At 42.5% G+C, this 26,106-nt stretch carries 20 protein-coding genes; 11 read left to right on the top strand and 9 right to left on the bottom strand.

Annotation, left to right across the window (positions count from 1 at the left end):
* Nucleotides 1-10: 10 nt before the first annotated feature.
* Nucleotides 11-1,057, top strand: a complete 1,047-nt coding sequence (locus EJ103_RS01545) for a formimidoylglutamase (protein WP_126005645.1) — start codon at nucleotides 11-13, stop codon at nucleotides 1,055-1,057.
* Between the two features lie 202 nt (nucleotides 1,058-1,259).
* Here EJ103_RS01545 and EJ103_RS01540 read toward each other — a convergent pair whose 3' ends face one another.
* Nucleotides 1,260-2,924 (bottom strand): GGDEF domain-containing phosphodiesterase, encoded by a 1,665-nt coding sequence (locus tag EJ103_RS01540; RefSeq protein ID WP_126008704.1) that lies wholly within the window; start codon nucleotides 2,922-2,924, stop codon nucleotides 1,260-1,262.
* Between the two features lie 122 nt (nucleotides 2,925-3,046).
* Nucleotides 3,047-4,294 (bottom strand): imidazolonepropionase, encoded by a 1,248-nt coding sequence (gene hutI / locus EJ103_RS01535; protein WP_126005643.1) that lies wholly within the window; start codon nucleotides 4,292-4,294, stop codon nucleotides 3,047-3,049.
* Nucleotides 4,295-4,405: 111 nt separating this feature from the next.
* Here hutI and hutC point away from each other — a divergent pair, with 111 nt between their 5' ends.
* The 3 genes from hutC (at nucleotide 4,406) to hutH (ending at nucleotide 8,410) form a co-directional block, all read left to right on the top strand.
* Nucleotides 4,406-5,113, top strand: a complete 708-nt coding sequence (gene hutC / locus EJ103_RS01530) for a histidine utilization repressor (protein WP_054982938.1) — start codon at nucleotides 4,406-4,408, stop codon at nucleotides 5,111-5,113.
* A 67-nt stretch (nucleotides 5,114-5,180) separates the two neighbouring features.
* Nucleotides 5,181-6,854: a urocanate hydratase gene (gene hutU, locus EJ103_RS01525; RefSeq protein WP_126005641.1), complete on the top strand. Its 1,674-nt coding sequence runs from the start codon at nucleotides 5,181-5,183 to the stop codon at nucleotides 6,852-6,854.
* Nucleotides 6,855-6,856: 2 nt separating this feature from the next.
* Nucleotides 6,857-8,410: a histidine ammonia-lyase gene (gene hutH / locus EJ103_RS01520; RefSeq protein WP_126005639.1), complete on the top strand. Its 1,554-nt coding sequence runs from the start codon at nucleotides 6,857-6,859 to the stop codon at nucleotides 8,408-8,410.
* Here the strand turns inward: hutH and EJ103_RS01515 are convergent.
* A complete protein-coding gene (locus EJ103_RS01515; protein ID WP_126005638.1) occupies nucleotides 8,388-9,158 on the bottom strand; it encodes an NADP-binding protein in 771 nt (256 codons plus the stop codon). The genes hutH and EJ103_RS01515 overlap by 23 nt on opposite strands.
* Nucleotides 9,159-9,274: 116 nt before the next feature.
* Between EJ103_RS01515 and EJ103_RS01510 the strand changes: the two genes are divergently transcribed.
* From EJ103_RS01510 to EJ103_RS01495, 4 genes are all read left to right on the top strand, one after another.
* Nucleotides 9,275-11,302 carry a methyl-accepting chemotaxis protein gene (locus tag EJ103_RS01510; protein WP_126005635.1) on the top strand — a complete coding sequence of 676 codons (2,028 nt, stop codon included), beginning with the start codon at nucleotides 9,275-9,277 and terminating at the stop codon, nucleotides 11,300-11,302.
* Nucleotides 11,303-11,733: 431 nt separating this feature from the next.
* Nucleotides 11,734-14,442, top strand: a complete 2,709-nt coding sequence (gene secA, locus EJ103_RS01505; protein WP_064386276.1) for a preprotein translocase subunit SecA — start codon at nucleotides 11,734-11,736, stop codon at nucleotides 14,440-14,442.
* 60 nt (nucleotides 14,443-14,502) lie between these two features.
* Nucleotides 14,503-14,901, top strand: coding sequence for an 8-oxo-dGTP diphosphatase MutT (mutT, locus tag EJ103_RS01500; protein WP_126005633.1), 399 nt, complete (start codon nucleotides 14,503-14,505; stop codon nucleotides 14,899-14,901).
* Nucleotides 14,902-14,906: 5 nt separating this feature from the next.
* On the top strand, nucleotides 14,907-15,974 hold the full coding sequence (locus EJ103_RS01495; protein ID WP_126005632.1) for a phosphotransferase: 1,068 nt from the start codon (nucleotides 14,907-14,909) through the stop codon (nucleotides 15,972-15,974).
* Nucleotides 15,975-16,128: 154 nt separating this feature from the next.
* On the opposite strand, the gene EJ103_RS01490 is transcribed toward EJ103_RS01495, so the two are convergent.
* From EJ103_RS01490 to pmbA, 3 genes are all read right to left on the bottom strand, one after another.
* The gene (locus EJ103_RS01490) at nucleotides 16,129-18,204 is read right to left on the bottom strand and encodes a M13-type metalloendopeptidase (protein WP_126005630.1); all 2,076 of its coding nucleotides are present in this window, start codon (nucleotides 18,202-18,204) and stop codon (nucleotides 16,129-16,131) included.
* Nucleotides 18,205-18,454: 250 nt separating this feature from the next.
* Nucleotides 18,455-18,937 (bottom strand): DUF721 domain-containing protein, encoded by a 483-nt coding sequence (locus EJ103_RS01485; protein WP_126005628.1) that lies wholly within the window; start codon nucleotides 18,935-18,937, stop codon nucleotides 18,455-18,457.
* Between the two features lie 117 nt (nucleotides 18,938-19,054).
* Nucleotides 19,055-20,404, bottom strand: coding sequence for a metalloprotease PmbA (gene pmbA / locus EJ103_RS01480; RefSeq protein WP_126005626.1), 1,350 nt, complete (start codon nucleotides 20,402-20,404; stop codon nucleotides 19,055-19,057).
* A gap of 144 nt (nucleotides 20,405-20,548) precedes the next feature.
* On the opposite strand from pmbA, the gene yjgA reads away from it, so the two are divergent.
* The gene (yjgA, locus tag EJ103_RS01475; protein ID WP_004589315.1) at nucleotides 20,549-21,082 is read left to right on the top strand and encodes a ribosome biogenesis factor YjgA; all 534 of its coding nucleotides are present in this window, start codon (nucleotides 20,549-20,551) and stop codon (nucleotides 21,080-21,082) included.
* A 112-nt stretch (nucleotides 21,083-21,194) separates the two neighbouring features.
* The gene (gene hemN, locus EJ103_RS01470) at nucleotides 21,195-22,568 is read left to right on the top strand and encodes an oxygen-independent coproporphyrinogen III oxidase (protein WP_126005624.1); all 1,374 of its coding nucleotides are present in this window, start codon (nucleotides 21,195-21,197) and stop codon (nucleotides 22,566-22,568) included.
* Nucleotides 22,569-22,676: 108 nt separating this feature from the next.
* Here the strand turns inward: hemN and EJ103_RS01465 are convergent, their stop codons facing one another.
* The 3 genes from EJ103_RS01465 to EJ103_RS01455 form a co-directional block, all read right to left on the bottom strand.
* Entirely contained in the window at nucleotides 22,677-23,192 is a 516-nt protein-coding gene (locus EJ103_RS01465) for a DUF2489 domain-containing protein (RefSeq protein ID WP_004589313.1), read from the bottom strand.
* Between the two features lie 12 nt (nucleotides 23,193-23,204).
* Complete coding sequence (yihI, locus tag EJ103_RS01460) at nucleotides 23,205-23,804, bottom strand: Der GTPase-activating protein YihI (protein WP_004589312.1); 600 nt, start codon at nucleotides 23,802-23,804, stop codon at nucleotides 23,205-23,207.
* Between the two features lie 731 nt (nucleotides 23,805-24,535).
* Nucleotides 24,536-25,168, bottom strand: a complete 633-nt coding sequence (locus tag EJ103_RS01455) for a c-type cytochrome (RefSeq protein WP_004589311.1) — start codon at nucleotides 25,166-25,168, stop codon at nucleotides 24,536-24,538.
* Between the two features lie 280 nt (nucleotides 25,169-25,448).
* Between EJ103_RS01455 and yihA the strand changes: the two genes are divergently transcribed.
* Complete coding sequence (gene yihA / locus EJ103_RS01450; RefSeq protein ID WP_054982948.1) at nucleotides 25,449-26,105, top strand: ribosome biogenesis GTP-binding protein YihA/YsxC; 657 nt, start codon at nucleotides 25,449-25,451, stop codon at nucleotides 26,103-26,105.
* Nucleotide 26,106 lies beyond the last annotated feature (1 nt).

The following is a 26,106-nucleotide window of genomic DNA, read 5'->3' as shown; positions in this document are numbered from 1 at the left end:
ATTCAACACAGTGCACCCTACCTTAAAAGTGTATGATGAAAACGCCGTTAAACCCTATTGCTCCACACGCGTTAACGAAACAAAAACTTGGCAGTCTGTTGCCCTATTAGACACCCATGTAAATGTACAACAAGCCCTTAACGATGCAGCGCAATTTGGTATTCGCTACGTATTAATTGGTATATGTGAAGATATAGGCCCTCGCGCTAATTTAGGCAATGGCGGCTCACATCAAGCTTGGCCCGCTTTTTTACAATACTTTTTGAACCAACCAGTTAACCAGTTTAACGCGACCCAGCAGGTATTGCTGTTAGGCGAAATTGACGTTGATGATGTAATGGCGCAAGCGCAAGACTTAAATAGCCAGCATGCTGAAGAGCTGGCTCAACTACGTAAACTATGCGCAACAATAGATGAGCGAGTAGAGGCGGTATTAACGCTTATATTTAATGCGGGCCTTGAGCCTATTATTATCGGCGGTGGGCACAATAATAGCTTTGGCATACTCAGTGCTTTAAGCAAACATAGTGGGGCTTCAGTTAACGCTATAAATTTTGATCCCCATGCAGATTTACGGCCCTGCGAAGGTCGCCACAGCGGCAATGGCTTTAGCTATGCCTTGAAGAAAAATGCATTGCAGCAATATCATATTATTGGCCTGCATGAGCAAAAAAATAACCAAGCCATTTTTGACTTAATCGCACAAAATCAATGTAGTTTTCACAGCTATCAAGCTATTAATGTACGCAGAGAAATATCACTAACCGACGCCGTACAGCACGCCTTAGCAGCATTTAATAAAGCGCCACTTGGTATTGAACTCGACTTAGACAGCATTTCATTTTTACCGGCCAGCGCGTATACATGCTGCGGCTTTAGCGTTAGTGATGCTGAGCATTATGTGTATTTAACAGCAAAACACAGCACTGCCCGCTACCTACATTTGTGTGAAGCTGCACCGCTAAATCACCCCGCTGGGTTAACAGCAGGTATGCAAAGCTGTGGGCAAATTATTAGTGCATTAGTTAATGCCTACTTACATGCAAAAACGCGTTAATTGTAATTAGCTTAATTAACCGCTGTATTTTTAAGGCCGCCAGATTGCCTTACTGACTTAGCTAAAAATGGTGAGTTAATTGAGCTTACTATTGGCAGGTGTATAACTCACTTTTGCACGCTATACGCTTATAAGTGAGTAATTCTATCGCAGCGAATTGCTGAATTTCCCTTACAAAATAATTATTGCAGCTTGGCATAACTTATTGTGTCTGGTGAGCCTGCCACTGCTTTAGCCAACTCATTAAGCCAATGCTGCTTAACGGGTGGCCAAAATAATAACCTTGTGCTGCGTGCGCTTTTAAACTTTTTACAAATTTTAATTGGTCTAAGGTTTCAACGCCCTCAAAAATAACCTTGGTATTTTGTTGGTTATGCATTTCAACCATACCGCCTACTAGGCTGCGAATATTATTTTGATTGCTAAAATCTGCAGTAAGCGATGGTGCCACCTTAATGTATTCAACAGCTAGATTTGGCAGCTTAGAAAGAACAATGGGATTATCGCCTAGCCCATCAACGCATATCTTTAAACCTATATTATTTAATCGGGCAATCATCGCACGGCCCTTATTATCTAAATCTGTGAATATATGCAGCGGGCATTCAACAATTAAATCTCCGTGTTGTAAGTTGTGCTCACTCACCACGCTATCTACAAACTCAACAAACTCTTCGTTAAGCATTTCGGGGCCAAATAAGTTAATGCTCAGCGGTATAGCAATCCCCTCTATGCGAAGTGCCATGGCAAGCTCTGCGGCCCGCTCTATAACAAACTTAGCCAGTGGGTAAGCTAAACCCGCAATATGAATATCATCAATAAACCGGTGGGCAGATAAGATACCTTGTTGAGGGTGCTGCCAACGCAACAGAAGTTCTAAAAACTCAATTTGGCCGTCGTCATTGCGAATAATAGGCTGAAAATAAAGTTCAAGCTCGCTTACAAAATCAATATTAGCCAGCTCTTTTAAACGGGCTTGCTGCTCAAGTTGCTCAACCATCATTTGTTGATGGTACACAACCACTGCTTTTTTAGGCTGACTATCAAGGGCTAAGTATGCACACGATACTAAGTTATCAAAGTTAGCGTCTTGCTCATCGCAATTAACGTAACTCGCCCTTGCTTTTACCTCTACGGTACAATTAGCGACGTTAAACGGTTTAAGTGTTGCGCCAATAATTTGCTCAATGATGTGTTCATGGCTATGTTTGTGCACAGCTAAGCTGCAAATAAAGGCAAAGTTAAGCCCGCCTAAATGCGCCAATTTTTCTTGGCCACCTAAATCAATCACATTGTCGTTATTTAGTAAGTCTTTTATTCTGTTGGCCGATTGTGCCAACAACAAATCACCAAAATCTCTGCCTATGTGCTGATTAACTTGCTCAAACCCTTCTAGACGAACAATCACCAGTGCTGCTTCTAGCTGTTTTTCTTTACTCCAGCTGTAATAACCCTGGCGTAACTGCTGTTTATCTGCAAATGCAGCAAGAGGAGAGTCATCTTGGTACGGCTCAGGCTCATTAATGTTATGCGAATCTTCAACTTTGGGCTCTTCTTCCTCGCTCATTAGCCCTACAACCGCTAGCAGAATAATAGCCACCACCACCCAAAATAGAGGCACGTCCATGAGTAAATGCGCTGAAAACAACACCACAAATAGCAACCCTGAAACGGCGCTTGTGATAATCATGCTCCAACTATTACGCTCAAACGCTTGCCATAAATGAAAGCAAAAACCAAAAGCGAGCAATATTGCTAACCAAGCAGCACCGCTGCTTAAAATGGCTAAACCGACAGCGCCTGTACATAAGTAACTAAATTTAATACTGGTATTTTTAACCGCAAATAACGTAGCGACCATCGCCATTAACAGCGCGCCGCTAAAAAATATTGGAAAGTTACTGTCAGTCAAAATACTCAAGCTTACGCCACTCCATTAGCAATAAAATTTAATAAAAGCATGTTAAATATGGACAAAAATAATACAAACTAATTAATTCTACCCAAAATCCATAGATTTAACAGTTTATTTACGCCAAATTGGTAACTTAATTGTGCAGGGTGACTTATTTGCCAGTGCGCAATATCAGCCCTTGCTCCAACCTTTAGCACGCCTCTGTCTTTTAAACCTAGTGCCTGCGCTGCATTGCGGGTTACTCCCGCAAGGGCCTGCTCAGGGGGGAGTCTAAATAAAGTACATGCCATGTTCATCATTAAATGCACAGAACATAAAGGCGAGGTGCCTGGGTTAAAGTCACTGGCAATAGCAATAGGCACATTGTATTTTTGCAGCAAATCGATGGGAGGAAGCTGTGTTTCTCGTAAAAAATAAAAAGCCCCAGGTAATAAAACAGCCACAGTGCCAACCTCTGCCATGGCTTTTACGCCGTTTTCATCAAGGTACTCAATATGATCAGCTGAAAGGCCTTTATACTCAGCCACCAGCTGTGCGCCCTGCTGATTAGAAAGCTGCTCAGCATGGCATTTTACCGGCAAGTTATGTTTTGTAGCTGCATCAAACACTTGTTTTGTTTGTGCAAGACTAAAGCCTACATTTTCACAAAAAACATCCACAGCATCGGCAAGGTTATTAGCCACTACCTGCTCAAGCATCTGCGTACATACTAAATCTATGTATTCATCTGCACGGCCTTTGTATTCAGGGGGTAGCGCATGTGCACCTAAAAACGTGGTTTTAATATCAATAGGATGATGCTCATTAAGCAAACGCGCCACTTCTAAAATTTTTATTTCGTTTTCAACATCAAGCCCGTATCCCGACTTTATCTCAGCAGTCGTTACGCCCTCGGCAAGTAAAGTGTTTAAGCGATCTTTTGCATCAACAAATAACTGCTCATGATCTGCCGCGCGAGTGGCCTTAACGGTACTGGCTATACCGCCACCTTGTGCGGCTATTTGTTCGTAGCTTACACCTTGTAAGCGCTGCTCAAATTCCTCAGCTCGGGAGCCTGCAAATATTAAATGTGTATGGCAATCAATAAGCCCAGGCGTTAACCATTGCCCTTTAATACTTAATGTAGGGGTAGCAAAGGCATCAAAACTGGGTAAGTTTGATTGCTCACCTAACCATACAATTTCGCCGTTTTTAATCGCCAGTGCCGCATTTTCTATAGCCCCATAAGGTGCATCAATTGTGCTATCCATGGTTGCTATGTTGGCATCAGTCAATAATAAGTCGAGATCTTCCAAGGCGTAACCCGTTGTTTTATTTTGCATACTTAGCTCCCTAACGTGCTTAAAATACAGTCTAACAATACATCTTGTATATACAAGATAATTATGCCATCTTTATTAAATAGTTTATTTTAAGTACAGCTAATAATAGTAATGACCACTCCTAAATTTGCACAAATTAAACAATTTATTGTCGATAAAATAAAAAATGGCGCATGGCAAGAAAACCAACGTGTCCCTTCAGAAAACGAGCTTAGCAGCCAATTTTCTGTAAGCCGTATGACCGCACGACGTGCACTGAGCGAATTAACAGATGCCGGCATTTTAACGCGCAGCCAAGGGTTAGGTACGTTTGTAGCAAGTTTTAAATCGCAGTCGTCACTACTTGAAATTAAAAACATAGCCGATGAAGTAAAAGAACGTAACGGGCAATACAGCTGTAGTGTGCAGGTGCTTGAATCAATCAATGCGGTAGCCCCCATAGCTATTGCGCTTGGCGTTGAAGTAGATAGCCTGGTGTATCGCAGTGTGCTTGTACACAATGAGAACGACAAACCACTGCAAGTTGAAGAGCGATTTGTAAACCCAGCTTTAGCCGCGGGTTATTTACAACAAGACTTTAGCGCCCTCACCCCGCATGAATACTTATCGAGCGTAGCGCCGCTCACACAAGCGCGCCACACAGTGGAAGCGGTTATGCCCAACTCGCAAATGTGCCAATGGCTTAACCTGTATAACGAAGAGCCCTGCTTACAGGTTATTCGTCGTACTTGGTCTACAAAAGGCATAGTAAGCTTTGCTCGCTTAGTATCACCGGGCAGTAAATACCGTTTGGGCGGGCACTTAACATTTAAAAAATAATAACAACGTAACGCTCAAGGGCGTTTTTTTGTAGCTGACCATCTTGTATATACAACAGGAGAAATTCATGAACAACCGGCTCGACACACACCGAGAAATCCGCGCGCCTCATGGCGATAAAATTAGCGCTAAAAGTTGGCAAACCGAAGCCGCTAAACGCATGTTAATGAACAATTTAGACCCTGATGTGGCAGAGCACCCTCACGCGTTAGTGGTATATGGCGGTATTGGCCGTGCAGCAAGAGACTGGCCAAGCTTTGATAAAATAATTGAAACCCTTGATAGGCTCGAAAACGACGAAACGCTGCTTGTGCAATCGGGTAAGCCCGTGGGCGTATTTAAAACCCACGAAAACGCGCCGCGCGTTCTCATTGCTAATTCTAACCTGGTGCCACATTGGGCAAATTGGGAGCACTTTAATGAGCTCGATAAAAAAGGCTTAATGATGTATGGGCAAATGACCGCGGGCTCTTGGATTTATATTGGCTCACAAGGCATAGTGCAAGGCACTTACGAAACCTTTGTAGCAATGGCAAAACAACACTTTGGCGGTAATGCAAAAGGTAAATGGGTTTTAACAGCAGGCCTTGGCGGTATGGGAGGTGCCCAACCACTCGCCGCGACGATGGCAGGTTTTAGCGCATTAGTTGTGGAATGCGACGAAACCCGTATCGATTTTCGAATTAAAACCGGCTACGTTGATGTAAAAGCCACGACACTTGAGCACGCGCTTGAGCTAGTTACCGATGCTTGCATTAAAGGCAAGGCGTTATCGGTAGGCTTATTAGGTAATGCTGCCGATATTTTTACTGCACTGGCAAACAGTAATATTACCCCTGATATAGTGACCGACCAAACCTCAGCGCACGACCCACTCAACGGCTACCTACCGCAAGGTTGGAACATGCAACACGCAGCAAAAATGCGTGAACAAAACCCACAGGCAGTGGTTAAAGCCGCTAAGCAATCTATGGCAGTGCAAGTAAACGCCATGCTAGCACTTCAAAAAGCCGGTGCTGCCACTACCGACTATGGCAATAACATCCGCCAAATGGCATTTGAAGAAGGCGTTACTAACGCGTTTGATTTTCCGGGCTTTGTGCCTGCTTATATCCGTCCGTTATTTTGTGAAGGAATTGGCCCATTTAGATGGGTTGCGCTTTCAGGCGACCCCGAAGACATTTATAAAACCGATGCAAAAGTGAAAGAGCTTATCGCAGAAGATACCCACTTACATAACTGGCTTGATATGGCGCGTGAGCGCATTCAATTTCAGGGTTTGCCAGCGCGTATATGCTGGGTAGGTTTAAAAAACCGGGCTCGCCTTGCACTGGCCTTTAACGACATGGTTAAAAATGGCGAGCTTAAAGCGCCTGTTGTAATTGGTCGTGATCATCTCGACTCTGGCTCTGTAGCAAGCCCCAACCGTGAAACCGAAAGTATGCAAGATGGCTCAGACGCCGTTTCTGATTGGCCGTTACTTAATGCTTTGCTTAATACTGCGGGTGGCGCAACGTGGGTGTCGCTGCACCATGGCGGCGGAGTGGGCATGGGCTTTAGCCAGCACGCAGGCGTGGTTATTGTTGCAGATGGTAGTGAACAAGCCGCGCAACGCATCGCTCGTGTGCTTTGGAACGACCCTGCTACCGGCGTTATGCGCCATGCTGATGCAGGCTACGACATCGCTAAAAATTGCGCGCAAGAGCACCACCTAGATCTCCCTATGCTAAACAAGGAATAGTCATGATTTCACACACTCTCACACCAGGGCAGTTAGATTTAAGCACCCTAAGAAAAATTAATGACTCTGCTGTCACACTTAACTTAGTCGATGGCGCCAGTACACAAATAGCGGCCAGTGCACAAACTGTTCAAAACGTAATAAACAAACGCCAAACGGTGTACGGTATTAACACCGGCTTTGGGTTATTAGCCAATACAAAAATAGCAGATGACGAGCTTGAGCTACTGCAGCGCAGTATTGTACTTTCGCATGCTGCCGGTATTGGGGAGTTCATGGACGACAGCACTGTAAGACTAATGATGACCTTAAAAGTAAACTCTTTGTCTCGGGGCTACTCAGGGATACGCCTAGAGGTGATCGCATTTTTTATGCAGCTACTGTGCAGTGAAGTGTACCCGTGCGTACCACAAAAAGGGTCTGTGGGTGCTTCGGGCGATTTAGCGCCTCTTGCTCATATGTGCCTTCCACTATTAGGTGAAGGCAAAATGCGCCACAAAGGTGAAATTATAAGTGCTGCTCAAGGACTGAAAATTGCCAATCTTTCACCTCTTACATTAGGAGCAAAAGAAGGACTGGCACTGTTAAATGGTACACAAGCCTCTACCGCGTTTGCGTTACAAGGGCTTTTCAAAGCAGAAGATTTATATGCACAAAGCTGTGTCATAGGCTCTATTAGCATAGAAGCCGCAATGGGTAGCCGTTCGCCCTTTGATGCACGCATTCATGAAATACGGGGGCAACGTGGGCAAATTGATACGGCCAGTGTATTTAGAGAGCTACTTAGTACTGAATCACAAATTAGCCAATCTCACGTAAACTGCGAAAAAGTGCAAGACCCTTACTGCCTTCGCTGCCAACCTCAGGTACTCGGCGCGTGTTTAACACAAATACGCCACGCCGCAGAAGTGTTGTTATGTGAATCAAACGGCGTTACCGACAACCCGCTGGTATTTGCCGATGTGGGCGATATTATATCCGGTGGTAACTTTCATGCAGAGCCCGTTGCCATGGCCGCCGATAACTTAGCCATTGCGATTGCCGAAATAGGCGCGCTGGCAGAGCGAAGAATCGCGCTACTTATTGATTCAAACCTCTCTACACTGCCACCTTTTTTAGTTGAAAACGGCGGAGTTAACTCAGGTTTTATGATTGCCCAAGTAACCGCGGCTGCGCTTGCCTCCGAGAACAAATCGCTTGCGCATCCCGCCTCGGTAGACAGCCTGCCAACATCAGCAAATCAAGAAGATCATGTCTCTATGGCAACCTTTGCAGCAAGGCGCTTAAAGGAAATGGCCAATAACACCCGCGGGGTATTAGCAATTGAATGGCTTGGAGCTGCTCAAGGGCTTGAGTTTAGAGCCCCACTTAAACCTTCACCGCAAGTAGAAAAAGCAAAAGCTCTGCTGCGCGAGCATGTAAGTTACTACGATAAAGACCGCTACTTTGCCCCCGATATAGAGGCAACCAATACGCTTTTAGCACAAGGGGCATTGTGCGACTTTATTCACCACAACCCACTACCATCGCATTTTAAATTCCATGCTGATAGCTAAAACCTAACGCCTCAATTGCTGAGCCAAGTACTTTGCGCTCAGCACTTTCATTACTGGTAAAGGTTGGCATTTCGCCGCCATGCTCTGCACACTTTTGTGCATAATAATTCGCTTTAGTTGGGTGCGATGGATTTACCACGTTATAAATATTTTGCCCCGAATTATAGTTTTCTATTACCGCAAAAATGGCGTTTATCACATCTTGTTGATGCACCATATTAACCACCTGCTGGCTCGATGAATTTAATTCTTTCCCAGCAACAAAGCGCCCTGGCTCGCGGTTAGGCCCTAATAACCCTGCTAAACGCAGTACTTTACCATCTTGCTCAAGCACCATTTCTTCGCTATCGTACAGTTTTATTTGTCGCTCATCGGTACAACTTATTTCACTGCTTTCAGTGTAAATACCTGGCTCTTGGTCGTACACACCGGTAGATGAGCACAAAATAAAGCCCTTTGCATTTAATTGTTTAGAAAGTGAAAGTGCAGCGCTTAGTGTTTCTGGGTAGTTACTTTCGCTGTGTCTGCTTCGTGGAGGGATTGCACACACCCAGTAAGCATCGTGTAAATCTATTTGATGTATTAGTTGCCCATCAATCAATACAAATTGACGCTGAAAATCGTCTGTGTGCTCATCACTTCTATGCGTACCTTGTACCTGCCAACCCGCCTGTTTAGCTTGTAGGCACAAAGTATGACCCAACCAGCCTGCGCCTAATACTACTAATTTATTAGCTTTTGTTTCCATTTTTGCATAACCCTTCATTTTAAACGCATAATTAGTGCTTTTTATCTAACTTCATAGAGATTTAAAGTAAGATATGATTAGATACAACCTACTAAAAAACAATAATACGTGCACTTATGCTAAATAATTTATCATTACGGAAGAAAATATTATTATTGATTGGTGGCACCATCACCATTTTGCTAATTATTGCTTCAACATTTTTTGTAAATCACATCGCTAACCTTTCCAGAGTAAACATTGAGCGCGAAGCTCAAAGCTACCTACAAAGCGAACAACTTTCAATGCAAAGCTACTTTGCAAAGTATGGCAAGCTGGTTTCTACGTTTGTTAATAACCCGCATTTAGTTAATTTTTTTGAAAATTGGGATACTCGCGACCAGCCGATTAAAAATGCCCCCGGCTACAACGAAGTTAATCAAGACTTTGTACGCATTAGCTCAAATGACGAAAATGTACTGTCGGCGTTTTTCGCATCAGCAACCACCGGTGAATACTTTAAAGAAAACGAGCGTACCAGCCATTACAATGGCCAACCTTACTACGCCTATAAACGTGGTTGGTGGCAAGAAGCCCTGCAAATTAATAAACTTTACGTAGGCCCTATATCGGTCGATTTAACCACTGGGGTTGCCTCAGCAGTTGTACAACAGCCGGTATACAACGCACAGCGTAAACTTATTGGTATGGGCGGCGTTGATTTACAGCTTAATAAAATCAACGATATGGTTGAAGGTATTCGCTTTAACGGACAAGGCTATGGCTTTTTACTCGATGGCAATCAAAAGGTTGTACACTTTTCAAATGCTACCGGCCATAAGCTGTCTAACACCGACGAAGGCCCTAAAGGTAAAGAAGGGCTAGATGGCCTTGAAAGCCAGTTTAATAATACTTCAGGCTTTACAGAGCTTAATGCACAAATGCGTAATAAGCTCGAAGGCAGCCAATTGGTGACCTTAAAAGGAGAAGAGTATTATGTGGTGTACCATCGCTTACAACTAGAGCAACCTTATCTAGATTGGTATGTAGGTATACTGATCCCAACCAGCATGATTGAAGCCCCCGTTAATGAGGCGGTTACCACCACAACCACCGCAGTGGTGATTATTTTAGTGATAATTTTAGCGATGATATTATGGGCAACCCACATGATCTCGCAGCCTATTACCACCTTAACTAACATAATGCGTGATATTGCATCGGGCGAAGGCGATTTAACCCAAAAGATTAATATTACCAGCCAGGATGAGGTCGGCCAGCTTGCCAATCACATGAATACATTCATCGATAAGCTGCGCGCCATGATGTTAGAAACAGCCGCACAAGCTGAGCAGTTGACCAATGCCGCAGCGCAACTTAAAAACGTGTCTGCTCAAACCAACACCGAAATACAGCAAGAAAAACAACAAGTAGACAGCGTTAGTGCCGCCGTGACCGAAATGGCCAGCACTGTACTTGAAATATCGCGTAACGCACAGCATACCAACAGCGCCGCCGAAGAAGTACAAGCTATTACTGCCGAAGGTGCTGACCGCTCAACTCAAGCACAACGTGTGATGACCGAACTTGCGCTACACATAGGTGAAGCGTCTAAAGTGGTAGCAGGGCTTGAGCAAGAAAGTAATAATATTGGTGCATTGGTGGATGTAATTAACTCCATTGCCGATCAAACCAACTTACTTGCTCTTAATGCCGCCATTGAAGCTGCGCGTGCAGGTGAGCATGGCCGTGGTTTTGCGGTAGTTGCTGATGAAGTACGTTCACTGGCAAGCCGTACGCAAGAATCAACAGACGATATTCGTAATATGATTTCTCGCTTACAGCAAATTGCCCAACAAGCGTCGGTAATGATGCTACAAGGACAAGAGCAAACTGAAGGCTCAGTATCGCAAACAAAAGAAGTGCTAAGTTCATTACAAAACATTGCTCAGTCGGTAACTAAAGTACAAGACCAAAGCCACCAAATTGCCACTTCAACTGAGCAACAAACCGTTGTCGCAGAGGACATTAATACCAGCCTTGCAGCAATTAATGGCTTAGTAAACAGCACCGCTGATCACGCACACATTTTAGCAGATGAAGCACGCGATTTAAGCGACCTTGCTGTTGCCTTAAACAAAACGGTTAATCAGTTTAAACTTTAAAAAGCACAGCGTAATAAGGTGGGTAACTAAGTATAAATTAACCCACCTAGGGTGTGTTGAGCTTTGTGGATTGAATGAATTTCAATCACCCAAGGCCCGCATGCCCTAGCACTCTTGTTTTTAAATTTTTTAACACCATATCTTCACAACTTGCTGCTATTTTTTAGCGTAATTAAATCAGTTAAAGTGGTTTTTACGCATCAGATCAAATTTTTCTGTTTTTAATACACATCTTTTAGTTGAGATAGTTTGTTGTTTGGCAGAGTCTGGTATAGTAGCACACGTATTAAACAGTGCTTTGAGGCTCTTTAATACAAAATTGCTAATTAATATGTTCTACAGGTTATGTAAAAGTACATATTAATTACCAATTGTAAAAAATGGGTTAGCCGACACTCGGTTAACAAAGAATACATTGTAACGGTTTTATCATGATATCTAATTTATTTACCAAGATTTTTGGTAGTCGCAATGACCGCACTATTAAAAACCTAAGAAAGACGGTCGCGCTAATTAATGCGCTAGAAACGCAATTAGAAGCGCTTTCTGATGAAGATTTAAGAGCTAAGACAGCTGAGTTTAGAGAACGTTACGATAACGGACAAAGCCTTGACGACATTCTACCAGAAGCATTTGCTGTGGTACGCGAAGCGTCAAAGCGTGTAAATGGCATGCGTCACTTTGACGTACAGCTATTAGGCGGCATGGTTTTACATCAAGGTCGTATTGCAGAAATGCGTACCGGTGAAGGTAAAACCCTAACAGCCACACTTCCAGCCTACTTAAATGGTTTAACAGGCAAAGGCGTGCACGTAATTACCGTGAACGACTACCTTGCTAAACGTGATGCTGAAACAAACCGCGAGTTATTTGAGTTCTTAGGCCTAACTGTGGGCTGTAACGTACCAGGCATGATGCCACAACAGAAAAAACAAGCTTACAGTGCCGATATTACTTACGGTACTAATAACGAGTTTGGTTTTGACTACCTACGTGACAACATGGCATTTAGCATTGATGAGCGTGTACAACGCCCACTGTTTTATGCGGTAGTGGATGAAGTGGATTCAATCTTAATTGATGAAGCGCGTACACCACTTATTATCTCAGGCCCAGCTGAAGATAGCTCTGAGCTATACATCGAAATCAATAAAATTGTACCGCTTTTAGAACTTCAAGAAAAAGAAGACGAAGAAGGCATTGAAGGTGATGGCGATTACACAATCGACGAAAAGTCTAAGCAAGTTCATTTAACTGAGCGCGGTCAAATTAAAGTAGAAGACCTACTTACTGAACGTGGCTTGATTGAAGAAGGCGACTCGCTTTACTCAGCCGGTAGCATTACCTTACTGAGCCATGTGTATGCCGCACTTCGTGCCCACAAGCTTTATCAAAAAGATGTTGATTACGTTGTTAAAGAAAACGAAGTCATTATTATCGATGAGCACACAGGACGCTCAATGGAAGGTCGTCGTTGGTCTGAAGGTTTACACCAAGCTGTTGAAGCTAAAGAAGGTGTAAAAATTCAAAACGAAAACCAAACACTGGCTTCAATCACGTTCCAAAACTACTTCCGTTTATACGAAACCTTAGCCGGTATGACAGGTACAGCCGATACTGAGGCATTTGAGTTTCAATCTATTTACGGCCTAGACACGGTTGTTATGCCAACTAATAAGCCGATGATCCGTGATGATCGCGCCGATTTAGTTTACCTAACACAAGAAGAAAAATACGAAGCTATTTTAGCCGATATTAAAGATTGCCAAGAGCGCGGACAGCCTGTGCTTGTAGGTACTATTTCGATTGAAAGCTCTGAGTATTTATCGCAGTTTTTACGCAAAGAAAAAATTAAGCACAACGTACTTAATGCTAAATTCCACGCGCAAGAAGCTGACATCGTATCGGATGCTGGTTTACCAGGTACTGTAACAATTGCAACCAACATGGCCGGTCGCGGTACCGATATTGTGCTTGGTGGTAACTGGAACAGCGAAGTTGAAAAACTAGAAAACCCAACAGATGAGCAAATTGCTGAAATTAAAGCGGCGTGGAAAATTCGTCACGATGCAGTAATTGACGCTGGCGGTTTACACATTATTGGTACTGAGCGTCATGAATCGCGCCGTATAGATAACCAATTACGTGGCCGTGCTGGTCGTCAGGGTGATGCCGGCTCTAGCCGTTTTTACTTATCGATGGATGATGCGCTAATGCGTATATTTGCCGGCGAGCGCATGACTAACATGATGCGTAAACTAGGCATGCAACGCGGCGAAGCCATTGAGCACCCTTGGGTTAACCGTGCAATTGAAAACGCTCAGCGTAAAGTAGAAGCACGTAACTTTGATGTACGTAAGCAATTACTTGAGTACGATGATGTAGCAAACGATCAACGCCGCGTTGTTTACTCTCAACGTAACGAGCTGCTTGAAGAAGGCGATATTTCAGAAACCATTACAGCAATCCGTGGTGACGTACTTGCCGGTGTTATTGATCAATACATTGCACCACAAAGCCTTGCTGAAATGTGGGATATACCAGGCCTTGAAGAGCGCTTAAAACAGGACTTCCTGATTGAGCTGCCTATCACGCAGTGGTTAGCAGATGACAATAAACTATACGAAGAAAAACTTCGTGAGCGCATTGAGCAAGCTGTTGAGCAAGCTTACAAGCAAAAAGAAGAGCAGGTTGGCGACTCTGTACTGCGTCAGTTTGAAAAAGCGATTATGCTTCAAAGTCTTGATCAGCACTGGAAAGATCACCTTGCTGCAATGGATCATTTACGCCAAGGTATTCACTTACGTGGCTATGCACAAAAGAATCCTAAGCAAGAATACAAGCGCGAGTCGTTTGAGCTATTCACCGAAATGCTTGAAAACTTAAAAGTTGATGTAGTGGGCATTTTAAGTAAAGTACAAGTTCGTGCCGAAGAAGATGTTGAAAAAGTAGAAGAGCAACACCGTAAAAGTGAAAATGCCCCTCGCGAGTACCAACACGAAGAAGCTGAACATGTAGGCGGTGAAGCACCTCAAAGCGCAACTGTAATGGCAAGAACAGCGCCTAAAGTTGGCCGTAACGATCCGTGTCCGTGTGGCTCAGGACAAAAGTTTAAGCAATGTTGTGGTAAATTAAAGTAACGACGCATTGTATGTAATTAAAAAGCGACGCTAGCGTCGCTTTTTTTATGGAGAAAAAACATGACAACAAAAATTGTAAATGTTGCGGTAGGCGTAATAAAAAAAAATAACGCCATCTTTATCTGCAAGCGTGCTGATGAGCAACATCAAGGTGGCTTATGGGAATTTCCAGGCGGGAAAGTAGAAGCTGGCGAGAGCGTATTTGCTGCACTTAAGCGTGAGCTAAGTGAAGAAGTTGGCATTACCATTCACAGCTCTAGCCAACTTATGGTGATTGAACATGACTATGGCGATAAATGTGTAAAACTTGATATTCACGTTGTGAGTAACTTTAGCGGTGAAGCACATGGCGCCGAAGGGCAACCAAGTGAATGGGTCGCTATTAATGAGCTTAGTAACTATGATTTCCCTGCTGCTAACGCCGAGATTATCGAAAAAATACAAGCGCGATACGCCTAAAGCACATGAATACAGCAATACAAAATAAATTAAGTGAGCTATTAGCGCTAAACCCTGAGCTTACTCAGGTGAGCTCTTTAGGCAGCGGACATATAAACACCACGTGGCTGTTAACTAATGCTGCGCAGCAATTTGTTGTTCAAAAGCTCAATACTCATGTATTTAAAAACCCAGCACAACTGGTCAATAACGCCCAGTTAATTGAGCAGCACCTAAGCGCTAAACAACAAGCAAATACTTACCCGCTCGACATTGTTAAGCATATAAGTACTTGCCAAGGTGAATACCTTATTACAATTAACAACGCGTACTACCGCGTGCTTAATTTTATTAGCCAAAGTGCTTGTGAAGATGTGGTTACAGAGCCCCATCACGCACAGCAAGCCGCATTTGCATTTGGCACCTTTACACATGCCTTGCTCGATTTTGACGCATCAAGTCTCTACCCTGTTATTACTGACTTCCATAACTTAGCCATGCGCTTTGAGCAGCTTAATACAGCTATTAGCGCCGCCACTAAAGAGCGGCTGCAGCAGTGTAAAAACGACATTGACTACTGCAGTGCACAACAGCATTTAGTAAAAGAACTCGCTGACGTAACAGCCGATTTGCCCACCCGGGTGTGCCACAACGACACTAAAATAAATAATATGCTGTATTGCAGCAATACATATAAAGCTAAAGCAGTTATCGATTTAGATACGTGTATGGCAGGCTTTTTATTGTATGACTTTGGAGACATGGTGCGCACTTTTTGCTGCGCTGAGCCAGAAGATTCCATTAATCTTAAGAAAGTGGTTATTCGCAAAGAGGTATTTACAGCGCTTGTTAAAGGCTACCTTGCCCCCCTTAAATCGTCTATTAGCAACAAAGAACAAGCAAGTTTGCTACTTGGCGCTAAAGTTATGCCGCTAATGCTCAGTGTGCGGTTTTTAACTGATTACTTAAATAACGACGTGTACTTTAAAACCACCCATGCAGAACATAATTTAGAACGTGCGCAAAACCAGCTGGCTTTGTATAAAAATATTTTAAGCAATCAAAGCTGGATGCATAAAACACTCATGCAGTAACCCTAAATTAAGTATTATTGCGCATTGGTATTAGTACTCAGTATTTAAATATAAAAAAGCCAGCAAGCTAAACACTTACTGGCTTTTATTTACTAACCTAAAAGCTGGGTAATTTATCTCTTAACCAGATTCAAGTTAACTAACAGGCTATCAATTACCAAATTTTTACGCGGTCTTCTGGTTTGATATACATTTTGTCGCCTTCTTTTACGTCAAACGCTTGGTAAAATTCAGGCATGTTCGACAAGATACCGATAACACGGTAGTGACTTGGTGAATGTGGGTCTGTCATTAAGCGGTTACGTAGCTCTTCATCGCGGTACTTACGACGCCAAATTTGTGACCAACCCATAAAGAAACGCTGATCGCCGGTGTAGCCATCAATAACAGGCGCTTTGTTCTCACCTAACGATAATTGATACGCCTTATAAGCCACCGTTAAACCACCTAGGTCGCCAATGTTTTCGCCAAGCGTAAGCTCGCCGTTAACACCCGCATCTTCAAACGGTTTATATTCGTTGTATTGCGCTACTAACGCGCCGGTACGCTCTTCAAACTGTTTAAGGTCAGACTCACTCCACCAATTACGTAAGTTACCGTCACCATCGTATTTAGCTCCTTGGTCGTCAAAACCGTGGCCTAGCTCATGTCCAATTACTGCGCCAATTGCACCGTAGTTTACAGCGTCATCGGCTTCTAAATTAAAGAACGGTGGCTGTAAAATAGCAGCTGGGAATACAATTTCGTTATTTACTGGATTGTAGTAAGCATTCACTGTTTGCGGCGTCATATGCCACTCAGAGCGGTCCACTGGCTTGCCTAATTTAGCAATCATGTCGCTATAAGCCCACTGACTGTAACGTATGTAGTTACCCACTAATTCATCAGGGTTAATGCTCAGCTGTGAGTAGTCTTTCCACTTATCTGGGTAGCCAATTTTTGGGGTAAATTTGTTTAGCTTTTCTTGGGCTGCAAGCTTGGTTTCAGGGCTCATCCACTCAAGGTTTTCAATAGCAACGCCGTAACCTTTAATAACGTTATCTACCAGCTCTTCCATGCGTGCTTTTGCTTCTGGCGGGAAGTTATCTTTTACGTATACTTTACCTAAAATTTCGCCAAGTACGCTGTTAGATGCATCAACCGCTTTTTTCCAAAGTGGCGCTTGCTCTTTTACGCCGCGTAATGTGGTGCTGTAAAAATCAAATTTAAGATCAACTAAGTCAGTGCTCAGTAACTGCGCGTAACCACTTACAAAATGAAACTTTAAGTAGTTTTTCCACGTTGCTAAATCTGTTTCTTTGTACACATCAGCAAACCCTTCTAAGTAGCTTGGCTGACGTACAATAATGTCTGAGGTATCTACCCCAGCACTTTTGAAAAATGCAGCTAAATCAAAGTCGCCTGTTAGCTTATTTGCCTCAGCTACGGTCATTTTATTGTATGACTTAGTTGCATCACGGCTTTGTACTCGGCTCCATTGTGCCTCAGCTAAAGCGCTTTCAAATGCGATAACGTTTTTCGCGGCATCAGCGGCATTTTCAACGCCTGATTTAGCTAAAATATCGGTTATGTATTGCTCATAAGATGCGCGAATTTTAGTAAATTTTTCATCATCTTTTAAGTAATAGTCACGATCAGGTAAGCCAAGTCCAGATTGCGATAAGTACAGCGCGTATTCACTTGAATTTTTAGCATCGTTATTTACAAACCAGCCAAATGGTAAGCTAGCGCCTTGCTGCTGAATTTTAGCCATTAAAGGAGTAAGATCAGCTTTTGAATCAAGGCTATCAATGGTATTAAGTGAAGGTTGTAAAGGTGTAATACCTAACTCATCACGTGTATCTTTATCCATGTAGCTTTTGTAAAAAGCGCCAATTTTGTACTCATCGCTGCCTTTTTTAGCACTGCTATTATTAGCGGCACTTTCAAGCGCTGTTTTCATCGCTTTTTGCGACTCGTCGTATAACTGTGTAAACGAGCCGTAGTTCGACTTATCGCCAGGGATCTCTGTTTTAGCAAGCCACTGTCCATTCACATGGTAATAAAAGTCATCTTGTGCACGAACCGACTCATCCATATTGGCAAGGTTTACACCTAGCTCAAGCGTTTTTTCTGCAGGTGCTGTAACAGCAGCGGTCTCGGCCACTTGCGTTTCTTGTTGTTTTTCACCGCAACCTACTAGGCCCAGTGCAAGTGCGATACTTGCAGCGGTAATAGTTACTTTTTTCATAATTATTCCGTTTGTTAGTAAAGAATAAAATATCTATTTCATTAAACTATTGCATGCCAGAGAAAAAATAAAAGCGCCCTGCGATGCTTTCACTTAATGAAATTAATATTTAGGCGGTTAAAACAACACGCCGAATTTGTATGATAAACCCCATTAAAGAAACAATAAAATAGAATATGTAACAAAGTATTTTCTATGAGACGAGGTAACAAAATAGCCCTACCAACAACCATAATCGCGCTTTTGCGAGTTATTTTTTACCATGGCGAGCAAGGCGCTCTAGCTTTTCTTTCAGCGAAGGTGGGGCTGATGCGGCAATGGCATTAAGGTAATCTGAAGTTTGCTGGCTCATTTTTCTTGAATTGCCAGGTACTTTACCTGCGGGGCCGGGTTTATCTGTTGTTGGGCTTAAGCGCGCTGTTGCTTGAGGGTTTGCAACAATTTTAATTTGTCCGAGCTCTGCCATGCCCGCCGCTCTAAAATGCGACTGCATATCCATTTTCAAATAATTAAGTTTAAGGGCAATTGCCGCCGATACAGCTTCAATCATCAACGTGCCATCGCGGTAATTACTCACACGGCATTTTTCAGCAAGCTTTGGGCCTAAAAACTCTTTGAGCAACACCTGTTGCTTATCAAGCGCTTGGCTTTTACCTGCATAGGCCGATAAGCGATTATTAAGGCCTGCCATAATGTCAGTCAGGGGTTTTGGTGCGTACCTATCTTTAGCCATTCAACACCTCAAAAATTTAAATAAAGCACGTTTAAGCCAAGCGTTTAAATGCTCGGCTTAAATATGTGCTTTTATATTATACCAATTCGCTTAATTAAGTATTATTGCTAATTGCTATTAAGCGCCTGCTATTTGCATTTGCTCTATAAGTACTGAGCCGGTTTGAATGCCGCCTCTGCGCTCAATATCGCCCCCTATGGCCGAAATACCTTTAAACATGTCTTTTAAATTTCCGGCAATGGTAATTTCACTAACAGGGTACTGAATTTCACCGTTTTCTACCCAAAAACCAGCTGCTCCACGCGAGTAGTCACCCGTAACGGTGTTTACGCCTTGCCCCATCAGCTCGGTAACTAATAAGCCTGTTCCCATGGTTTTTAATAAAGCCGATAAATCGTTGTGCGTTTGCTCAACTAACCAGTTATGAATACCGCCTGCATGGCCTGTTGGAGCCATATTTAGTTTACGCGCTGCATAACTTGCTAATAAGTACGTTTGCAGCTCACCGCCTTGAATAATTTCACGGTCAATCGTTTTTACCCCTTCGCTATCAAAAGGCGACGACGCTAATCCTTTTAATATGTGAGGACGCTCAGAAATATTAACGTTCTTACTAAATACCTGGGTGCCTAGGCTGTCGAGTAAAAAGCTCGATTTACGATAAAGCGCCCCGCCGCCAATTGCCGACACTAAATGGCCAAACAATGAGTTGGCAATATCGGCTCTAAAAATAACAGGGACTTTCATAGTACCCAGCTTTTGGCTATTTAGTTTAGCCAGTGTTTCGGTGGCGGCTTCTAGGCCTACCGCAGCGGCGTCGTTAAGTCCGCCCTGATCGCGCGCAACAGTATAAGCAGAGTCGCGCTGCATGTGCTCGCCTTCTTTGCCTATTACCATCGTGCTAATGCTGTGGCGCGTACGTGGAAAACCAGCAATTAAACCATGGCTATTGCCATACACACGTAAGCCTTGGTGCGATGAAAAACTTGCACCATCTGAATTAACAATACGCTCATCAGCATTTAAAGCGGCTTGCTCTGCAGCGTGACATAGCTCAATACCTTGCTCAGGGCTTACATCCCACGGGTGATATAAATCAAGGTCCTTAGGGGCAAACTCGAGTAATTCTTTATCGGCAATACCATTAAAAGGGTCGTCTGAGGTAAATTTGGCAATATCAATGGCTTTTTCTACTACCGTGCGCAGTGTTTTTGGGTTTAGATCAGCAGTAGACGCCGAGCCCTTATTATTCCCTACATAAACACTGATACCTAAACCACCATCTTGGTTAAACTCTATGGTTTCTACTTCACCCATGCGTGTGCTTACCGATAAACCCGATGTACTAGACATAGCAGCTTCTGCGGCAGTGGCACCCAATTTTTTAGCATGCTCGAGCACTTCAGCTACGGCATCTTTTACTTGAGAGATTTGAGAATAAATTGGATCGTGTTGTTGGCTTTTCATAAATTAAGTCCTGAGCCTTAAGGCAATATTGCACGCATTTCTTATCTTTAAATGCTAACACACTCACTGCACCACATCAGCTAATATTAATCACTAAAAGAATCGCGTATAATGGCAAAAGTTATTTTTACTTAAGAGCACCCCATGGCGAAGAAAAAAGGCAAGCCTGCTGAAATTGAAGAAGAAATTATTTACGTATCAAAAAGTGAACTAAAGCGCGACGCGCAAGAGTTTCATCAGTTAGGTTCTGAAATTGCTAAAATGGGGAAAAAGCAACGCGAACGCTTACCACTCAATGACGATTTGAAAGCAGCCATGGTAGTTGCTGATAAAATCAGTAATAAAAGCGATGCGTACCGCCGCCACTTAAATTACATTGCTAAAACGCTACGCACAGTAGAAAACGTTGAAGAAATTAAAGCCATTATTGACGTAATGCTTAATAAAAATAACCAAGCTGAGGTTTTAATTAAAAAAATTGAGCAATTACGTACTGACTTAATTGAGCAAGGCGATGATTTAATTAACGAAACTATTGAGCAATACCCAACCCTTGAGCGCCAAAAAATGCGCCAATTGGTACGCAACGCCGCTAAAGAAGTTAAAGCTGAAAAGCCAGGCAAAGGCTATAAAGAATTGTTTCAATACTTAAAAGATGCCCACAACATAACGTATTAACAAAAAATACTCTTTTAAAAAGGTGCTTAGGCACCTTTTTTGTTGTAGATCAAAACCCCTCCCTTAAAAGCTTTTTATACTCAACACCTCATTAATACATAAGGTGCGCGTGATGATAAAGTTTCCGAAATGGGATCAAACTCTTATAAATAAGTATAACGTGTCAGGGCCACGCTATACCTCCTACCCCACCGCTTTATCTTTAAGCGAGGGGTATCAGCAACAAGACCTTGTTAGCGCTATAAAATCATCATCTAGTCGCTCACTTTCTTTATATATTCATATCCCATTTTGCAGTGAGCTTTGCTATTACTGCGGATGTAACAAGGTGATCACACGCCATCAGTCTAAAGCCGATGTATATTTAGATTACTTAACAAAAGAAATAGCAGCGCATGCCCCTTTATTTAAACACTACACAGTGGAACAATTGCATTTAGGGGGTGGTACGCCAACCTTTTTAACTGTAAAGCAAATGACGCGCTTAATTAACTTATTAGAGCAGCACTTTCACTTTACCCGCAACACTGAGCGAGGCATTGAAATAGACCCACGCTCCCTTGCTAAAGATATGCTTATACACTTACGGGTTTTAGGCTTTAACCGCGTATCCTTTGGTATTCAAGATTTTAACGATGAAGTACAACAAGCGGTTAACCGCACACAGCAAGTCGATACCGTTAAAGCACTGATAACTCAAGCCCGGGAGCTTGGCTTTAAGTCTATAAATGCAGATATGATTTATGGCCTACCTAAACAAACACCCCAAAGCTTTGAAAAAACAATAGCGCAATTAATTGCCTTAAGCCCAGATAGAGTCTCTGTATTTAATTACGCACATTTACCAGAGCGCTTTGCAGCGCAACGTAAAATAAAAGAGGCTGACTTACCCAGTGCCCACGACAAGCTAACCATGTTTAAAAACACCTTGGCGCAAATGACCTTTGCAGGCTATCAGTTTATTGGTATGGATCATTTTGCAAAAGCCGACAACGAACTTGCAGTCGCGCAAAATAAAGGGCAGTTACATCGCAACTTTCAGGGCTATACCACCCACGGTAATTGCGACTTATTAGGTTTAGGGGTCTCGTCTATTTCGCAAATTGGCACCGCCATTTTACAAAACCAAAAAGTGCTTAAGCATTATTATCACGAAATAGAAACGCAAGCCGGCAGTGCTATACATAAAGGAATGCATTTAACGCACGATGATGTAATACGCGCAGAAGCTATTAAATCACTTATTTGCCAGTTTGAATTAGATACACACGCATTTGCGAAAAAGCATTCTATACATTTTATTGAGTATTTTGCGGATGCGCTGTTGGCGCTAAAGCCTTTAATAGAGGATGACATGGTGCATATAAACGATAAGGTAATACGCGTCACGCCTCGCGGAAATCTATTTATTCGTATTATATGTATGTGCTTTGATGCTCACTTACAAAAGCAAATAAGTAAAACCCGTTTCTCACGAGTGATTTAATTAGTGCTATACCAATTTGCTTATCACGTTTGAGGTGGTAAAAACGTGTCGATAAGCAGGCATAAAAAAAAGCAGACCTGAGTCTGCTTTTTGTATTTTCTATTGGGTTTAATTAAACACGATATTTTCGCTGCCCGGCGCAGCTTTAAACTCAACAATGATTTTGTCGCAATCGGCTTTAATCTCATCACTAAAGTTTTCTTCAGCTCGCCAACGTGCTGTATCTTGCTTAAAAATCTCTTTTTTAGAGTATTTTTTGCGTGCATCGTGGGTCGGCATTTCTTTCACAACGTTATACATTTTATAAATGCCTGGGTACGCTAGCGTTAAATCTCGCTCATCTTCAAAAGCGTACTGAGACATTAAAACCCAAATCCGTAAACAGCCTTCAGAGTACTCACATTGCTCTTCAGCCATTGCACGAGCAATTAGATGAATGCTATCTGCAAGTTTAGCGTTACGCTTTAAGCGCGACTGCTTAAGCTTTTGCTGTTGCTCAGCTTGCTTTTGCGCAATTAACTTTTTTTGCGCGTTAAGCTTATAGAGCAACTGACCTGCATAAAATGCTAAGCCAGCAATAATAACAGCACCTACAAACAAGGCTACAATCACTGCGGTACTCATTAAGCGCCCTTACTATTTGTCGTCATCATCATCTAGCCACTCATTGGCTAAATCATCTGAAAGGTACTTATCGAAATCTGAGTTACCGTCGCTTTCGAAGTTATCTTCAAAATCATCTTCAAACTCGTCTTCGTCTTCATCTTCGATACCTAGTAACTTACAAAGTACTTGGTGGCGAGCAATACGGCTATTAAAGTACTTCGCATCTTTACCCGTCAGCATTTCACCTTGCTCATGGCGCTCAACGAGCTTAAGTAAACGCTCATCGTTTTCAAGCGCTTCTAGCTCTTGCTCCGGCGTAAGCTCTGGCTCTGTCACCTTTTTAAGCTCAACTGTTGGCTTTAAGTTACGCTTCATTTCTACTTGCGGCTGTGGTGCACTAGCCACTAAAGGCACGGCTTTTTTACTGCCGACGCGCTTATCTTTTGGCGCTGAGTTTGCTTTTTTAGTATCGCTATCTAATAGCTCAGGTGCATTACGAGAACCAGGCTTAGCGCCCTTTGGTTTTTTAACTCGTTGCTCTTTTAACGCACGCATTTCTTTAAGCTTATCTTGGCTTAAACGAACAGGGCCGTTTGAAGGAATTTTGCGTGATTTTTTCTTTCTACTCATATCTTGATCATCTCACTTAAGAGGTTTTGAGCGAGGCACATAACATGAGCATCGCAGTGCTGGCCTAGCCAGAAGAATTCGATTTGCGCATTAAAGCTTGGGTTGCTCGTTGAATTAGCGCATTAGCTTATTGCTAAACGGTGGGTATTGTAACAGGACAAATAAAAAGGCGGTAGAGAAAACATCTCTACCGCCTACTAATCTGAGCGCCATTATCTGGACACTTCTCCCTTCGACTTTTTTTAGTCTTTATTATTTTTATTATTATCAGTCCGTATTGTTATTATTTTAACCTTCCTTGTTACATTCCATTTTGTTTTTATTATTAAACTTCCTTGAGATTTTATTATTTACGGTCATCCTGACGCTTTCTTGTTATTTCCTTTTGTAGCACCTTCAATGTGCTATTCAGTCGTGTCGCGCCATTTTCCTTTAGCATAATCCATGTTGTTATTGTTGTTTTGCGACAGTGGTTAATTTACCCGTTAATATTTTTGTTACAACTGGTTTATATAATTTTTCTTACATAGAGCACATATAAAAAACAAAAAAATTATAATAAACATGCATTTAACTGTAAAAGTTTTTTTAAAATAAGCCATTTCTTACAAAACAGCATGGCAAATGTCTCACAAACTAAAGGGTGATATCGTTAAAATGTGGACACAAAAAAAGCAGCGTAAGCTGCTTTTTAATCATATTACACTAGCTAATACTAGATAAATACGACTTTAGTGTAAGCCACCTAAGTATTGAGATAGTACTTCAATATCTTTATCAGTTAGCTTTTTCGCTATATCTTGCATCATACCGTTATGGTCGTTTTTACGGGTTCCATCACGAAACTTCTCTAGCTGAGCTTTAATGTACTCTGGGTGCTGAAAAGAAATTTTAGGAAACTTAGCAAGAGACGAACCATTGCCTCGCGGACCATGACACGCCGCACAAGCCGGAATACCACGTTCAGCATCGCCTGCTTTGTAAAGCATTTGACCAACTTCAACCACGTCTTTAGGGGTGGCGCCTTCAGTCATGTTCAATGAAGAAAAATAAGCAGATAGGTCTTTCATGTCTTGTTCGCTAAGTGGCATAGCCATCGCGCTCATTACAGGATCCATACGGCCTTCTTTACCGCCTGAAGTCATACCTAATTTTAAATCCTTAAGTTGTTTAAGGATGTAATCTGGGTGCTGGCCTGCAAGTTTAGGGTAAATATTAACCGGTGCATTACCGTCTGGGCCGTGACAAGCCGCACACGTTGCTGATTTTTCTTTACCTGCGTTTACATCGCCATCAAATGCTGTTGCGTTGCTTGCTGACAACGCACCAAGCAATATTGTTAAAGATAGTGCTATTTTTTTCATGGTGAATTCTCTGTTTCCGACCCTGTATCATCTACAATATGGATGTTGTAATTCATGTATTCTACACGATAAAAAATTCTCTGGCACGTTTTCTACTCATATTAAGCTTATAATTTATAGGGTTTTGACCTAGATTAACCTTTAAGCAGCTTTAATAGTGCCATTTATAGAGTTTTTAGGTGTTTAAATACGCTTTTTAATACATCCTTTATAGTATAAAATACGCGCCCTGAGTGAATTTAGCTCAATAAGATTAACTTTTACGTTTTTAGGAGAGCCTGTGCTCAAATCTCGTATCAAATATAATACTGCGTCTTTTGTAACAAGCGCGCCAGACATCACTAAATTACCTGCTGATACGGGAATTGAAGTCGCGTTTGCAGGTCGCTCTAATGCAGGTAAGTCAAGTGCTCTTAATGCACTGACAGATCAAAAACTTGCTCGTACCAGTAAAACGCCAGGTCGTACGCAGTTAATCAACACCTTTGAGTTAGGTGAAGTAGACGATATGCGCTTAATCGACTTACCCGGTTATGGTTTTGCTAAAGTACCTATTGAAATGAAAAAGAAGTGGCAAAAGTCACTAGGTGAGTACCTACAAAAACGTCAAAGTTTAAAAGGTATTGTTATATTAATGGATATTCGCCACCCATTAAAAGATTTAGACAAAGATCTAATTAACTGGGCTATTGGCAGCGAAATCCCGGTATTGGCGCTTTTAACTAAAGCCGATAAGCTCAAGCAAGGTGCGCGTAAAGCACAAGTACTGCAAGTACGCCGCGAATTAAGTGAACTAGACGGTGACATCACTGTACACGCTTTTTCATCACTTAAGGGAACAGGTTTACCAGAAGTCGCTAAAAAGCTAGATGAGTGGTATTTAGGGCCAATTGTGGCTGTTGCACCGCAAAGTGATGAAGACAGCTCAGACGCTTAAA

Origin of the sequence: Pseudoalteromonas sp. Xi13 (assembly GCF_003952205.1) — a bacterium.
Lineage (GTDB): Bacteria > Pseudomonadota > Gammaproteobacteria > Enterobacterales > Alteromonadaceae > Pseudoalteromonas > Pseudoalteromonas atlantica.
The sequence above is the reverse complement of the archived record's forward strand: the minus strand, read 5'-3'. Positions and strand labels throughout refer to the sequence as shown.